The organism is Amycolatopsis thailandensis (assembly GCF_002234405.1).
In the GTDB taxonomy this organism is placed as follows: domain Bacteria; phylum Actinomycetota; class Actinomycetes; order Mycobacteriales; family Pseudonocardiaceae; genus Amycolatopsis; species Amycolatopsis thailandensis.
In genome coordinates this window covers 75,461-88,367 of the sequence record NZ_NMQT01000073.1, presented here as the reverse complement: position 1 = coordinate 88,367, position 12,907 = coordinate 75,461, and the positions used below count along the sequence as shown (strand labels likewise).

Here is a 12,907-nt window from a genome sequence, read left to right as displayed (position 1 = left end):
AAATCGGAGGCAGCCTCCGTATAGTCGGCGAGATAACCGGAGGCTGCCTCATGTTAGCTGGAGAGAACCGAATGAACCTGATCGAAGAGACCCGGGACCGGCTGGGACCGGTGGGCGTCTGGCTGCCGCTCGCGCCGCTGGCCGCGCCGCCGGACACGGAACTGCGCGCGATGCGGCGACTGGAGGAGCTGGGGTATCGCACGGTGTGGGGCGGTGAAGGACCGGGCAGCCGGGAACTGTTCGCGCACAGCGCCATCACCCTCGCTTCCACCGATCGCGTGGTGATCGGCACCGGGATCGCCAACATGTGGTCGCGACCGGCCTACACCACCCAGAGCGGTGGACGAACGCTCGCACACGCCTTTCCCGGACGGTTCGTCCTCGGCGTTGGCATCGGTCACCCGAGCCAGGCGGCGAAGGCCGGTTCGGCCTACCGGCCGCTCGAACAGACCAGGGAATACCTCACGGCGCTGTCGGCCGCCGAGGCGGAAGTCCCCTCGCCCGTCCCGTTTCCGACGATTCTCGCCGCTGTGGGCCCGAAGATGCTCGAACTCGCGCGGGAACTGACGGACGGCGCACACCCGTTCGCCCAGCCCTTCGAGCACACGCCGTACTCCCGCGAGATCCTCGGCGAGGACAAGCTGCTCGTTCCCACCCATTCCGTGCTGCTCGGCGATCGAGAGGAGGCGCGGGCGGACGTCGCGAAGAGCATCGGGCTGATGAAGGACTACGGCATCCCGCACTACTTCAACGGCTGGAAACGGCTGGGCTATACGGACGCCGACATGGACGGCGTCAGCGACCGGCTCGTGGACGGGCTGACCGCGTGGGGTGACGAGGAGCGGATCGCCGGGCGGATCAAGGAACTCGTCGACGCCGGGGCGGACACCGTGCTCGTCAGCCCGGTCGGCGACGACCTCGACGCGATGGTGACTCAGCTGGAACGGCTCGCCCCGGCACTGACGGAGGTGACCCGATGAGCGTCGGGATCTGGACGTTCTCCTTCGACGGCAAGGAAATCGGCGAAGTCCGCGAGGCGGCCGCGGAAGTCGAGGAGCTGGGGTTCGACACCTTGTGGCTCGGGGAGTATCTGGGACGGGAGGCTTTCACACAGGCGGGACTGCTGCTGGCGGCGACGTCCCGGCTGAAGGTCGCCACCGGGATCGCGCGGTTCTCCCACCGGGCGCCCGTCGCCGCGGCCGCCGCGGAGCGGACACTCTCCGAGGCCTATCCCGACCGGTTCGTCCTCGGCCTGGGCGGGCACCTGCCGGGCGCGAAACCGCTGGAAGCGATGAGGGACTACCTCGACGAAATGGACGGTATCGAACTGTCCACACCGGACTCGCCACGCCGGCGGCTGCTGGCCGCGCTGGGACCGAAGATGCTCTCCTTGGCCGCGGAACGCACAGCGGGGGCGCATACCTACTTCGTCCCCGTCGAGCACACAGCGCGGGCACGGCGGATCATGGGTCCTTCGGCTTTCCTCGCCGTCGAGCAGGCCGTCGTGCTGGGTTCAGATCGGGAAATCGCGCGGAAGCACGTTTCGATGTACCTGGAACTGGCGGCCCACCACCGGGCGAATCTGCGGCGATTCGGCTTCACCGAAGAGGATTACGGTTCCGACCGGCTCGTGGACGCGCTGGTCGCCGTCGGTGAGGACGCGATCTCGGCGCGAGTGCGGGAGCACCTGGATGCCGGCGCGGACCACGTCTGCCTGCAAGTCCTCACCGGGGACGAGCGGATCCCGCTGACGGAATGGCGGCTTTTGTCGGGGGTGGGCGGTAGCGTGCGGAAGCGTGACTTCACCGGCTGAACTCGCTTTCGAACAGGCACGGGAATCGATCGACGCGCGGGACCTCGCCGGGCTCGCGCGCCTGATCGGCGACCTGCCCACACTCGTCCACGCGCACGGGAAGAACGGGAACGACCTGCTCGGCATGGCCACCGCCACCCGCGACGAGCGGCTGTGCCGGATCCTGCTCGACCACGGGGCCGATCCGGCGTCGGCCAACGTCCACGGCTGGACCGCGTTGCACCAGGCCGGGTACGTCGGGCTTCCGCTGCTGGTCACGATGCTGCTCGACGCGGGCGCCCCGGTCGACGTGCCCGCACGCGGGGACGGCGGGACGCCGCTGGTGGTCGCGCTGTTCTGGGGTCACCGCGAGGCCGCCGAAGTGCTGGCCTCGCGTGACCTCTCCCCCGGCAACCTCCGGGTGGCGGCGGGACTCGGCCGGGCGGACCTGCTCGACGAGCTGCTCGCACCGGACGGCACGCTCTCCCCCGCGGCGGGCGCGCATCGCGAGTTCCACCGGCCGCACAGCGGTTTCCCGGAATGGCGGCCGGGCGACGATCCGGCCGAAATCGTCGACGAGGCGCTTTCGTGGGCCGCGCGGAACGACCGGTCCTCGGCGGTGCGGACCCTGGTGGCTCGCGGCGCTCACGTGGATGCCGACGTCTACCGGGGTACGGCGCTGACCTGGGCCGCCGCTCAGGGAAAGGCTTCGGCGATCGAGACTTTGGCGGAGCTGGGCGCTTCGGTGAACCGTCAGGGGACGTTCGGCGGGCTTTCGCACGGGGAGGGCGTCACGGCGCTGCACCTGGCCGTGCAGGGCGGGCACGTGGACGCGGTGCGCGCGTTGCTGGCGGCGGGGGCGGATCCCTCGCTCAAGGACTCGCTGTACTCGTCATCGGCCTTGGGGTGGGCCGAACACTTCGGGCAGGCGGAGATCCTGGCGGTACTGCGGAACTCCTGACCGTTGTGTCATGAGGGGTCCCCATGGGACAGATTTCGTCCCATGGGGACCCCTCATGACATCCCGGGGCTCACGACAAGGTCCCGAATGTCACGAAAGGGGCTTTCAGGACATTTTACGTCCTGAAAGCCCCTTTCATGACATTCCCGATCCCCAGCCACCGGTGGACAAGTGGAGTCTGTAGTCCGTATCGTCAAAGACGGACTACAGACTCCGTTTCTTGTCCGACTGGGAGACCTTCATGACCACACCCCCCGACATCTTCGACAGGCTGTCCGAAGGCATCACCGCCGGAAACTGGGAAGACCTCTTCGACCTCTACGCCGAAGACGCCGTCGTCGAGAACCCGCAGCGCCCGCCCGTCCCGACCCGGTTCAAGGGTCGCGAGACGCTCCGCCGGAACTTCGGCGGAGGCTTCAACGTACGGATGAGCAGGGCGGATGTCCTGATTCACGGGACGACCGACCCGGAGGTGATCATCGCCGAGTATCGCAACGTCGGCGAGGCGCTGGACACCGGGAAGTCCTTCGACATGGCCAATATCCAGCTCCTCCGGGTACGCGGCGGACTCATCGCCCACTCACGCGACTACCACGACTACCTGCGCCTTATCGCGGCGCGCGATGGCCTGGAGGACCTGAGGAAGAGTTACGAGACCGCGGAACGCGAGCTCACGCCTGTTCCGCCCCGCCCCGAGCCGACGGCGGATCCGAAGAGCCCGCGCGGCGTCTTCGAGCGGCTCGTCCACGGCGTCGCGGACGGCGATTGGGCCGGGTTGCCGGAGCTCTACGCCGAGGAAACCCATGTCACGCACCCGTTCCTGCCCGGGGCGAAAACCCTGGAGAGCCGGGAAGACCTGCGCGAGCATTTCAAGTTCGGCGAACAGGGCAAGGTCCGGTTCCAGGTCCGGGATCTCGTCGTCCACGAGACCCTCGACCCCGAGGTCGTGATCGGCGAGTTCGACTACCAGGGCACGGCGGGAGACAGCCGGGAATTCCGCGTCTCCAACATCTTCGTGCTGCGCGTGCGCGACGGGCTGATCGTCGAATCCCGTGACTACGCCGACCATCTCGCCATCGCGGCCGCGACCGGGCGGCTCGACGAACTTCTCGCGCGCGTCTAACCAGGTAGGTCGAATTCGCCGTCCCGGACGCCTTTCACGAACGCGTCCCATTCCGACGGCGTGAACACGAGGACGTCGCCTTCCGGAAGCGAAGCCTGGCGCATCGCGGTGTAGACGACGCCGTCGGTGTGCGGCACCATCGCGTACTCGACGCAGTCCTCGACGTTCGCGCCATCCGGCTCCGCCCGAATCCACCGCGCGTCACTCAAGTCCAGTTCGTGCCGGATGTGGGCCTTGTCGTCCACCGGCTGCTCACTCATGGTGCCCACGTTATCGCTTTCCAGCACGCAAAACGAAGGGGCCCTTCACCGCGTCTCACGCGGCGAAGGGCCCCTTCGGCCTGAAAACTAGGCGGTCTCGGTGATCGGCCGGTCCACCCACGACATCAGGTCGCGCAGCTTCTTGCCGGTCGCCTCGATCGGGTGCTCGTCACCCTTCTTCTCGAGCTCGTTGAACTTCGGCCGTCCGGCCTCGTCCTCGGCGACCCATTCACGGGCGAAGGTGCCGTCCTGGATCTCGCCGAGGATCTTCTTCATCTCTTCCTTGACCGCCGGCGAGATGACGCGCGGGCCGCGGGTCAGGTCGCCGTACTCGGCGGTGTCGGAGATCGAGTAACGCTGACGCGCGATGCCGCCCTCGTACATGAGGTCGACGATCAGCTTCAGCTCGTGCAGCACCTCGAAGTAGGCGATCTCCGGGGCGTAGCCGGCCTCGGTGAGCACCTCGAAACCGGTCTGCACCAGCGCGGAAGCGCCACCGCAGAGAACGGCCTGCTCGCCGAAGAGGTCGGTCTCGGTCTCCTCGGTGAAGGTCGTCTTGATGACACCGGCGCGGGCACCACCGATGGCGGCCGCGTAGGAGAGCGCGAGCGCCTGCGCGTTGCCGGAGGCGTCCTGCTCGACCGCGATGAGCGCCGGGACGCCCTTGCCGTCGACGAACTGGCGGCGGACCAGGTGGCCCGGGCCCTTCGGGGCGACCATGGCGACATCCACATTGGACGGCGGCTTGATCAGGTCGTAGCGGATGTTGAAGCCGTGCCCGAAGAACAGCGCGTCGCCGTCCTTGAGGTTCGGCGCGATGTCCTGCTCGTAGATGAAGCGCTGCTTGGTGTCCGGCGCGAGGATCATGATCAGGTCGGCTTCGGCGCTGGCCTCGGCCGGGGTGAGCACGCGGAGACCCTGCTCCTCGGCCTTGGCCCGCGACTTCGAGCCCTCGGGCAGGCCGATGCGGACGTCGACGCCGGAGTCGCGCAGGCTCAGCGAGTGCGCGTGACCCTGGCTGCCGTAGCCGATCACGGCGACCTTGCGACCCTGGATGATCGAAAGGTCCGCGTCGTCGTCGTAAAAGATTTCCACTGCCATGAGGGGTACTACTTCCTTTCCTGACTTACAGACAAAGATTTTCTAGCGGGCGGAGGTGGCGGTGATCGAGCGAGAGCCCCGGCCGACCGCGACCATTCCGGACTGGACCAGTTCACGGATGCCATAGGGCTCCAGCATCCGGAGCAGGGCACCGATCTTGTCCGAGGTCCCGGTGGCTTCGACGGTGAGCGCCTCGGGAGACACGTCCACCACCTTCGCGCGGAACAACTGCACTGTTTCGAGGACCTGGCTGCGCACGGTGTTGTCGGCCCGGACCTTCACGAGCAGCAGTTCACGCTGCACGGCTGTGGATTTTTCCAATTCCACGATCTTGATGACGTTGACCAGCTTGTTGAGCTGTTTGGTCACCTGTTCGAGCGGTAGCTCTTCGACGGCGACCACGATCGTCATCCGGGACACCTCGGGATTCTCCGTGGGCCCGACGGCGAGGGATTCGATGTTGAAACCACGCCGGGAGAACAGTCCGGAAACCCGCGCGAGGACACCGGGCTTGTTCTCGACCAGAACGCTCAGGGTGTGCACGCTCATCGGGCGTCTCCTTCTGCCGCGGCGTTGATCTCGGCCTCGGCGGCGACCTCGTCGTCGTCGAAGAGCGGACGGATCCCGCGCACGGCCATGATTTCGTCGTTACCGGTGCCCGCGGCCACCATCGGCCACACCTGGGCATCCTTCCCCACCACGAAATCGATCACGACGGGGCGGTCGTTGATCTCCATGGCACGCCGGATGGTGGCGTCGACGTCCTCCTTGGTCTCGCAGCGGAGCCCGGCGCAGCCGAGCGCCTCCGCGAGGAGGGTGAAGTCGGGAATGCGGTGTTTATGGGTACCGAGATCGGTGTTGGAGTACCGCTCCGAGTAGAAGAGGTTCTGCCACTGGCGGACCATGCCCAGGTTGCCGTTGTTGATGACGGCGACCTTGATCGGCGCGCCTTCGATGGCGCAGGTGGCCAGTTCCTGGTTCGTCATCTGGAAACAGCCGTCGCCGTCGATGGCCCAGACCTGCTTGTCCGGCACGCCGAACTTGGCGCCCATCGCGGCCGGGACGGCGAAGCCCATCGTGCCGAGGCCGCCGGAGTTGATCCAGGTGCGCGGGTTCTCGTACTTCACGAACTGCGCGGCCCACATCTGGTGCTGGCCGACGCCCGCGGTGTAGACCGCGTCCGGGCCGACGAGCGAACCGATGCGCTCGATGACGTACTGCGGGGACAGCGTCCCGTCCTCGGGCCACTCGTACCCGGCCGGGTAGTCGTCACGCCAGGCGCTCGCCTGCGTCCACCAGTCCTTCAGATCCGGCTTCGCGGACTTGTCGGTTTCGGCGCGGACGGCCTCGATCAGCTCGGTGATGATCTCCGCGCAGTCGCCGACGATCGGCACGTCCGCCTTGCGGTTCTTGGAGATCTCGGCCGGGTCGATGTCGGCGTGGACGATGGCGGCGTCCGGCGCGAAAGAGGACAGCTGCCCGGTGACGCGGTCGTCGAACCGGGCGCCGAGGGCGATCAGCAGATCCGACCGCTGCATCGCGGCGACGGCGGCGACCGAACCGTGCATCCCCGGCATGCCGAGGTGCTGCGGGTGCGAGTCGGGGAACGCGCCGCGGGCCATCAGCGTGGTGACGACCGGGATCCCGGTCAGCTCGGCGAGTTCCATCAGCTGACGCGAGGCGTCGGCCTTGACCACGCCACCACCGACGTAGAGGACCGGGCGCCGCGACTTGCTGATCAGCCGCGCGGCTTCGCGGACCTGCTTGCCGTGCGGGCGCAGCGTGGGCCGGTACCCCGGCAGCCGCAGCTCCGTCGGCCAGGAGAAGGAGGTCATCTCCTGGAGGACGTCCTTGGGGATGTCCACCAGGACCGGGCCGGGGCGGCCGGTCGAGGCGAGGTGGAAGGCCTCCGCGATGGTGCGCGGGATGTCCGCCGGGTCGGTGACGAGGAAGTTGTGCTTGGTGATCGGCATCGTGATGCCGCAGATGTCGGCTTCCTGGAAGGCGTCCGTGCCGATCAGCGCGCGGGACTGCTGACCGGTGATGGCGACCACCGGGACCGAATCCATGTTCGCGTCGGCCAGCGGGGTGACCAGGTTGGTCGCGCCGGGGCCCGAAGTGGCCATGCACACACCGACCTTGCCGGTCGCCTGCGCGTAGCCGGTGGCGGCGTGGCCCGCGCCCTGTTCGTGACGGACCAGGACGTGGCGGACCTTCGTCGAGTCGAGCAACGGGTCGTATGCCGGGAGAATGGTGCCGCCGGGAATACCGAACACGACTTCCGCGCCCACCGCCTCGAGCGAGCGGACGAGCGACTGCGCGCCCGTGACCCGCACCGGGGTCCCGGCCGGCGGCGCCGGCTTGGGACGAGCTCCAGAGGTTCCGGTGTTCGCTTCAGCTCGCGAGGTGGCACTAGTCATCGCTGTTTGCCTCGTCTTGTCTAGTCACTCGTTCGGGTATTCATTGCTGGTTCGGCGATTGAAATTGTTCCAGGCAACAAAAAACCCCCGCCGACCGGAGTGGTCGCACGAGGGTCGCGCGTCGACGCAGCGGAGACTTCCCTAAGCGTCGACGCGCTTGGGAAGTACGAGGCCGGTCTGCGTTGTCACGAGAGTGAAGCTAGTCGGTCGCCGTCAAGAGTGTCAACTCTGCGGGACGGCGATTCCGCATGCTGGACACCTTCGGCGCGTGACGCGACCCGCGTTCGAGGCGCGGAAGGCGGCGGTGCACCATCTTTGACGTGGCAGAAGAAAAGCAGTCGGAACAGGCGAACGAGGACCGCAAGGCCGTCTTCAAGATCCCGAACACGGCGTTGCTGGCGATCGCTTTCCTCGTCGTTTGTGTGACGCCTGTCGCGTTCGGCGACGTGCCGTACCTCCAGTGGCTCTACCTCTTCCCGATCGCGCTGGCCGTGTTCGTCATCCGGACCCGCACGACGGCGACGTCCCAGGGGCTGGAAGTCCGCACCATGTTCGGGCGCCGGGACCTGCCGTGGGCCTCGCTCAAGGGCCTCGCCATCACCGACAAGGCGAAGGTGCAGGCGGTGCTGAAGGACGAGTCCAAGATCGCCCTCCCCGCCGTGCGTACCCGTCACCTGCCGGTGATCTCGCTGGTCAGCGCGGGCCACATGGCCGACCCGTCCGGGCTGACGGACGACATCGACAAGGTCGAGGAGAAGGCTCCGGAAAAGGACGAGACCTCCGGGGAGTAGGATTGGTAGGACCAGTTTGGCGCCGGTTCGCCCGGCAAGGCCCTGGTCCCCATCCCGAACCTTGGAGTCAGCCGTGCCTCAACTCCGTTCCCGGACCACCACCCACGGCCGCAACGCGGCGGGCGCCCGCTCGCTCTGGCGCGCCACGGGGATGACCGACAGCGACTTCGGCAAGCCGATCGTCGCCATCGCGAACTCCTACACGCAGTTCGTGCCGGGGCACGTGCACCTCAAGGATCTCGGCGAGATCGTCGCGGGCGCGGTGAAGGAGGCGGGCGGCGTCGCCCGCGAGTTCCACACGATCGCCGTCGACGACGGGATCGCCATGGGGCACAGCGGAATGCTGTACTCGCTGCCTTCGCGCGAGATCATCGCCGACTCGGTCGAATACATGGTGAACGCGCACCAGGCCGACGCGCTGGTCTGCATCTCCAACTGCGACAAGATCACCCCGGGCATGCTGAACGCCGCCATGCGGCTGAACATCCCGGTGGTGTTCGTCTCCGGCGGGCCGATGGAGGCCGGGAAGGCCGTGGTCGTCGGCGGGGTCGCGCAGGCGCCGACCGACCTGATCACCGCGATCGCCGCGTCGGCCAGCCCCGACGTCGACGAGGACGGGCTGTCCATTGTGGAGCGCTCGGCCTGCCCGACCTGCGGTTCGTGCTCGGGCATGTTCACCGCGAACTCGATGAACTGCCTCACCGAGGCGCTCGGGCTGTCGCTGCCGGGCAATGGCTCCACCCTCGCGACGCACGCCGCCCGCAAGGCACTGTTCGAGGACGCCGGGCGGACGGTCGTCGAGCTGTGCAAGCGCTGGTATTCCCACGACGACGAGTCCGTGCTCCCGCGCTCGATCGCGTCGAAGAAGGCCTTCGAGAACGCGATGGCCCTCGACATGGCGATGGGCGGCTCGACCAACACGGTGCTGCACATCCTCGCCGCCGCGCAGGAGGGCGAGGTCGATTTCACCATCGACGACATCGACGCCATCGGCCGCCGCGTGCCGTGTCTGTCGAAGGTCGCGCCGAACTCGGACTACCACATGGAGGACGTCCACCGCGCCGGCGGGATCCCGGCCATCCTGGGCGAGCTGTACCGCGGCGGGCTGCTGAACACCGACGTCCACTCCGTGCACTCGCCGGACCTGGAGTCGTGGCTGTCCACTTGGGACATCCGCGCGAAGGAGCCGTCGGAGCGGGCCGTCGAACTTTTCCACGCCGCGCCGGGCGGGGTCCGGACCACGGAGGCCTTCTCCACCGAGAACCGCTGGTCCTCTTTGGACACCGACGCTTCGGACGGCTGCATCCACGACGTCGAGCACGCCTACACCAAGGACGGCGGGCTCGCGATCCTGCGCGGCAACCTCGCCGAGAACGGCGCGGTCATCAAGTCGGCGGGCATCGACGAGGAACTCTGGCATTTCGAGGGCCCGGCCCGCGTGCTGGAAAGCCAGGAGGAGGCGGTTTCGGCCATCCTCAAGAAGGAGATCCAGCCCGGCGAGGTCCTGGTGATCCGCTACGAGGGCCCGGCGGGCGGGCCGGGGATGCAGGAGATGCTGCACCCCACGGCGTTCCTGAAGGGCTCCGGCCTCGGCAAGAAGTGCGCGCTGATCACCGACGGCCGGTTCTCCGGCGGTTCGTCGGGCATCTCGGTCGGGCACATCTCGCCCGAGGCCGCCGCGGGCGGGGCGATCGGCCTGGTCCAGAACGGCGACCGGATCCTGCTCGACGTCCACGAGCGCCGTCTCGAACTGCTCGTCGACGCGGACGTCCTGGCCGAACGGCGCGCGAAGATGGAGGCGAGCGAGCGGCCCTGGCAGCCGGTCTCGCGGGACCGGAAGGTCACCGCCGCGCTGCGGGCCTACGCGCGGATGGCGACTTCGGCCGACACCGGCGCGGTGCGGGACCCGAACAAGTAGGGGTCACCTTCCCCCAAGTGCCATGAGGGGTCCCCATGGGACGGAACTTGTCCCATGGGGACCCCTCATGACATGCGCGCGACAAGGCAAAACGAGCGCATTTAGTCGACTAAATGCGGGGTGGTCTAGCGGCAGAGGACGATCACCACGACCGAAGCGGCGGCGGCCAGCAACAGCCCGATCAGCCCGAACGAAAGCGGTCGCTTCCGCCACGGCGTGTTGACGTCCAGCGCGAGCCGCCCGGAGCCCGCGAGCAACACGGTCAGCGAGGCCGCGCCCAGCAGGAGCTCGAACTCGAAGCCCTGCCCCTCCTTCTGGAAGAACCCGCCGCCGAACTTCACGTACACGATGTTCGCGCAGACCCCGAGCAGCGCGGCGGCACCGACCGGGGTGAACAGGCCCACCAGCACGAGCGCGCCGCCGAGCACCTCGCTGATCCCGGTGATCCACGAAAGCAGGGTGGTCTGGCTGGTGTAGCCGAGGCTGCCGAGCACTTTGGCGAAGCCGCCGACGCCGGGCCCGCCGAAGGCGCCGAAGAGGTGCTGGAGCCCGTGCGCGCCCATGGTCACGCCGAGCACCACTCGCAGGACGAGCAGACCGAGATCGATCCCACCCCTGGTCTCCGCCGGGCCCGGGCCGCCGTCGGCGTCGGCCACGTCCGAGATCATGCTGGTCTGATAGTCATCGCTCACGCGCGAAGGGTAAGGCGAAACCGGCCCGTCAGGCGACCGAACCGCCGGTCCGGTGACGAAGCGGCTCAGAACAGCGTCGCCGGTTCGACCGGTTCGGGTTCGGGCAGCGGGTCGAGGCCGGGCACCAGGGCGCGCACGTCGTCGTGGAACCGCCGGGCGAGCTCCGGCGCGTCGTCGTTGTCGGGGGTGTGCAGGAAGATCGTCGGAGACCGGCCTTCGCGCAGCCATCCGGCGACCACCTCGGTCCACGGGCGCCACCCCTCGACGGTCTCCTCGACCGAGTCCCGGCCCAGGTAGCGGACGACAGGCCGGTCGGTCAGCGCCCGCGTCCGTCGCGGCAGCCGGGGTTTCTTGACCCAGGCGTCCTGTTCGGCCTCGCTGACCGGTGGGCTCGCGAAGAAGACCGTGGTGTCGAACGGCACCCATTCGGCCGCCGCGCCGGCGAGGGCCCTCTCCAGCAGCGACGTCGAACCGGCGTAGAAGTCGGGATGGCGCACCTCCACGGCACGCCGGAGGCCGGCGGGGAGGCGCCGCAGGAAACGGCCGAGGCCGTCGACGTCCGACGGGCCGAACGAGGCGGGCAACTGGGTCCACAGGACCGCCCGGTCGCCGAGGGGTTCGATCGCGTCCAGGAACGCCCTCATTTCGACCTCGACACCGGCGAGCCGTCGCTCGTGCGTGACGACCTTGGGCAGTTTGACCACGAACCGGAAGTCCGGGCCGGTCTGCCGCGCCCAGGTGGAGACGGTGTCCCGGGCGGGTGTCGCGTAGAAAGTGGTGTTGCCCTCGACCGCGTTGCACCATCCGGCGTACGCCCGCAAGCGTTCCCCGGCCGCCACCGATCGTGGCACGAAGCGCCCGGCCCACGCTTTGTGCGTCCACATCGCGCAGCCGACGTGAAGTGTCGTCACGCCGATCAGTATTCGCCGTGGACGAGGTTCTTCGGCAGCTCCCCGCTCATGTAGTGGCTCAGCTCCCGGACGGCCACCGCGTAGGCGCGCTGCCGCCTCCCGCTCACAGCGCCCGCGACGTGCGGGGTCAGCAGCAGCCCCGGCACGTCCCACAGCGGATGCCCGCCGGGCAGCGGCTCGGGATCGGTGACGTCGAGGGCGGCGCGCAGCCGCCCCGACGCGAGTTCCGCGACGAGCGCGTCGGTGACCACGACCTGCCCCCGGGAGACGTTGACCAGGATCGCGTCGTCCGGCATGGCGGCCAGGAATTCCGCGTCGACCATGCCCCGGGTGTGCTGGGTGAGCGGCACCATCAGGACCGTGATGTCGTGTTCGGGCAGCAGGACGGGGAGCTCGTCCCCGCCGTGGACGCCCTCGCGGGCGGTGGAGCCGACCATCGTGCAGCGCACGTCGAACGTCTCCAGCCGCCGGCGCAGATGCCTGCCGAGGTCGCCCGCGCCGATGATGAGGGCCCGTTTGCCCTGGAGGGTGTCGGTGATCCGGCGTTCCCAGTGCTTCCGCCGGTGGCCGTCGGCGAAACCGCCGAGACCGCGGTAGATCGTCAGGAGGACCGCGACGACCCATTCGGCCGAGCTCCCGCCGTGCGCGCCGCGGCAGGTCGAGAGCAGGACACCGTCCGGCACCTTGCCGACCCAGTCCTCGGCGCCCGCCACCAGGAGCTGCACGAGTTTGACGTTCGGCAGTTCGCGCCAGAGTTCCTCGCTGGGCCCCTCGCCGGTAACGAGGACCTCGGCCTGAGCGGCCTCGGCGGGCACTGGCTCCCCGCGGCGGTACACCACCGGACGCACGCCTTCGATCTCCGAAAGCGCCGCCACTCCCTCTTCGTCGGGTACGAGCACGGTCACGGTCATGATCGCCACGGTATCGAGTACCGCTTA

General features: G+C 68.5%; 13 protein-coding genes. 6 read left to right on the top strand and 7 right to left on the bottom strand.

Annotated elements, in window-relative coordinates; genetic code table 11:
• Nucleotides 1–71 precede the first annotated feature (71 nt).
• The 4 genes from CFP71_RS20965 to CFP71_RS20950 all read left to right on the top strand — a co-directional run bounded on the left by CFP71_RS20965 (nt 72) and on the right by CFP71_RS20950 (nt 3,876).
• Nucleotides 72–980 carry a TIGR03620 family F420-dependent LLM class oxidoreductase gene (locus CFP71_RS20965; protein WP_093935559.1) on the top strand — a complete coding sequence of 303 codons (909 nt, stop codon included), beginning with the start codon at nt 72–74 and terminating at the stop codon, nt 978–980.
• The gene (locus CFP71_RS20960; protein WP_093935558.1) at nt 977–1,813 is read left to right on the top strand and encodes a TIGR03620 family F420-dependent LLM class oxidoreductase; all 837 of its coding nucleotides are present in this window, start codon (nt 977–979) and stop codon (nt 1,811–1,813) included. Before CFP71_RS20965 ends, CFP71_RS20960 begins: the two co-directional genes overlap by 4 nt.
• A complete protein-coding gene (locus CFP71_RS20955; RefSeq protein WP_093935557.1) occupies nt 1,797–2,753 on the top strand; it encodes an ankyrin repeat domain-containing protein in 957 nt (318 codons plus the stop codon). The genes CFP71_RS20960 and CFP71_RS20955 overlap by 17 nt, the downstream gene beginning before the upstream one ends.
• A 241-nt stretch (nt 2,754–2,994) precedes the next feature.
• On the top strand, nt 2,995–3,876 hold the full coding sequence (locus CFP71_RS20950; protein WP_093935556.1) for a nuclear transport factor 2 family protein: 882 nt from the start codon (nt 2,995–2,997) through the stop codon (nt 3,874–3,876).
• Here the strand turns inward: CFP71_RS20950 and CFP71_RS20945 are convergent.
• The 4 genes from CFP71_RS20945 to CFP71_RS20930 form a co-directional block, all read right to left on the bottom strand.
• Complete coding sequence (locus tag CFP71_RS20945) at nt 3,873–4,136, bottom strand: DUF397 domain-containing protein (protein ID WP_093935684.1); 264 nt, start codon at nt 4,134–4,136, stop codon at nt 3,873–3,875. The genes CFP71_RS20950 and CFP71_RS20945 overlap by 4 nt on opposite strands.
• Nucleotides 4,137–4,223: 87 nt before the next feature.
• On the bottom strand, nt 4,224–5,237 hold the full coding sequence (gene ilvC, locus CFP71_RS20940; protein ID WP_005162052.1) for a ketol-acid reductoisomerase: 1,014 nt from the start codon (nt 5,235–5,237) through the stop codon (nt 4,224–4,226).
• Nucleotides 5,238–5,279: 42 nt separating this feature from the next.
• Nucleotides 5,280–5,786 carry an acetolactate synthase small subunit gene (gene ilvN, locus CFP71_RS20935; protein WP_005162051.1) on the bottom strand — a complete coding sequence of 169 codons (507 nt, stop codon included), beginning with the start codon at nt 5,784–5,786 and terminating at the stop codon, nt 5,280–5,282.
• Nucleotides 5,783–7,657 (bottom strand): acetolactate synthase large subunit, encoded by a 1,875-nt coding sequence (locus tag CFP71_RS20930; protein ID WP_093935555.1) that lies wholly within the window; start codon nt 7,655–7,657, stop codon nt 5,783–5,785. Before CFP71_RS20930 ends, ilvN begins: the two co-directional genes overlap by 4 nt.
• Before the next feature lie 320 nt (nt 7,658–7,977).
• Here CFP71_RS20930 and CFP71_RS20925 point away from each other — a divergent pair, with 320 nt between their 5' ends.
• Entirely contained in the window at nt 7,978–8,448 is a 471-nt protein-coding gene (locus CFP71_RS20925) for a PH domain-containing protein (protein ID WP_093935554.1), read from the top strand.
• Nucleotides 8,449–8,521: 73 nt separating this feature from the next.
• Nucleotides 8,522–10,366: a dihydroxy-acid dehydratase gene (ilvD, locus tag CFP71_RS20920; RefSeq protein WP_093935553.1), complete on the top strand. Its 1,845-nt coding sequence runs from the start codon at nt 8,522–8,524 to the stop codon at nt 10,364–10,366.
• A 125-nt stretch (nt 10,367–10,491) separates the two neighbouring features.
• Here the strand turns inward: ilvD and CFP71_RS20915 are convergent, their stop codons facing one another.
• From CFP71_RS20915 to CFP71_RS20905, 3 genes are all read right to left on the bottom strand, one after another.
• On the bottom strand, nt 10,492–11,034 hold the full coding sequence (locus CFP71_RS20915) for a DoxX family protein (protein ID WP_093935683.1): 543 nt from the start codon (nt 11,032–11,034) through the stop codon (nt 10,492–10,494).
• 89 nt (nt 11,035–11,123) lie between these two features.
• Entirely contained in the window at nt 11,124–11,942 is an 819-nt protein-coding gene (locus CFP71_RS20910) for a DUF72 domain-containing protein (protein WP_093935682.1), read from the bottom strand.
• Nucleotides 11,943–11,974: 32 nt separating this feature from the next.
• Nucleotides 11,975–12,880, bottom strand: coding sequence for a 2-hydroxyacid dehydrogenase (locus CFP71_RS20905; protein WP_093935681.1), 906 nt, complete (start codon nt 12,878–12,880; stop codon nt 11,975–11,977).
• Nucleotides 12,881–12,907 lie beyond the last annotated feature (27 nt).

Bases quoted from the DNA above. Each gene is read 5' to 3' on its own strand.
- CFP71_RS20965 (WP_093935559.1), top strand. From the start codon at position 72: ATGAACCTGATCGAAGAGACCCGGGACCGGCTGGGACCGGTGGGCGTC.
- CFP71_RS20960 (WP_093935558.1), top strand. From the start codon at position 977: ATGAGCGTCGGGATCTGGACGTTCTCCTTCGACGGCAAGGAAATCGGC.
- CFP71_RS20950 (WP_093935556.1), top strand. From the start codon at position 2,995: ATGACCACACCCCCCGACATCTTCGACAGGCTGTCCGAAGGCATCACC.
- CFP71_RS20945 (WP_093935684.1), bottom strand. From the start codon at position 4,136: ATGAGTGAGCAGCCGGTGGACGACAAGGCCCACATCCGGCACGAACTG.
- ilvC (WP_005162052.1), bottom strand. From the start codon at position 5,237: ATGGCAGTGGAAATCTTTTACGACGACGACGCGGACCTTTCGATCATC.
- ilvN (WP_005162051.1), bottom strand. From the start codon at position 5,786: ATGAGCGTGCACACCCTGAGCGTTCTGGTCGAGAACAAGCCCGGTGTC.
- CFP71_RS20930 (WP_093935555.1), bottom strand. From the start codon at position 7,657: ATGACTAGTGCCACCTCGCGAGCTGAAGCGAACACCGGAACCTCTGGA.
- CFP71_RS20915 (WP_093935683.1), bottom strand. From the start codon at position 11,034: ATGATCTCGGACGTGGCCGACGCCGACGGCGGCCCGGGCCCGGCGGAG.
- CFP71_RS20910 (WP_093935682.1), bottom strand. From the start codon at position 11,942: ATGTGGACGCACAAAGCGTGGGCCGGGCGCTTCGTGCCACGATCGGTG.
- CFP71_RS20905 (WP_093935681.1), bottom strand. From the start codon at position 12,880: ATGACCGTGACCGTGCTCGTACCCGACGAAGAGGGAGTGGCGGCGCTT.